The organism is Corallococcus sp. AB049A (assembly GCF_003668885.1).
In the GTDB taxonomy this organism is placed as follows: Bacteria; Myxococcota; Myxococcia; order Myxococcales; family Myxococcaceae; genus Corallococcus; species Corallococcus interemptor.
The window spans coordinates 1-445 of sequence record NZ_RAWL01001108.1 but is presented as its reverse complement, the minus strand read 5'-3'; the positions used below and the strand labels follow the sequence as shown (position 1 = coordinate 445).

Genomic DNA, 445 nt, shown 5'->3' with positions numbered 1-445 from the left:
ACGCTAGTGCAGTCGCTGCAGGCACGCTCCGGGGAATTCGATGTTATTGCCCTGGATGTTATTGATACTGCTAGTTTTGCCGCCCACCAGTGGTTGCAGCCCCTCAAGGGGGATATGGCTGTTGCTATGACGCATCTTCTGCCCGCCACCGTGGAGTCCGCCACCTATGCGGGCACTGTTTACGCTGCCCCCCAAAACACTAATGGGCAGCTTCTTTTCTACCGCAGTGATCTTATTAAGCATCCGCCGCATACGTGGCGGGAACTCACCCAGGATTGTGCTATCGCTACCCGGCATAAGCTGGACTGTCTTGTGAGCCAGTTGAAGCAGTATGAGGGGCTCACCGTCAACACGTCCATGTTCATTAATGGGTGGGGTGGCCAAAATGTGGGGGCGGATGGTTTTACCCCCACAGTCACGTCCGATCCTGCTCGCGAGGGTATAC

At 56.0% G+C, this 445-nt stretch carries 1 protein-coding gene; it reads left to right on the top strand.

Annotated features, from left to right (window positions below; translation table 11 throughout):
- Window positions 1-445 (top strand): extracellular solute-binding protein (locus D7X55_RS41065; protein WP_121725758.1); only part of this gene is annotated, 445 nt, incomplete at both ends.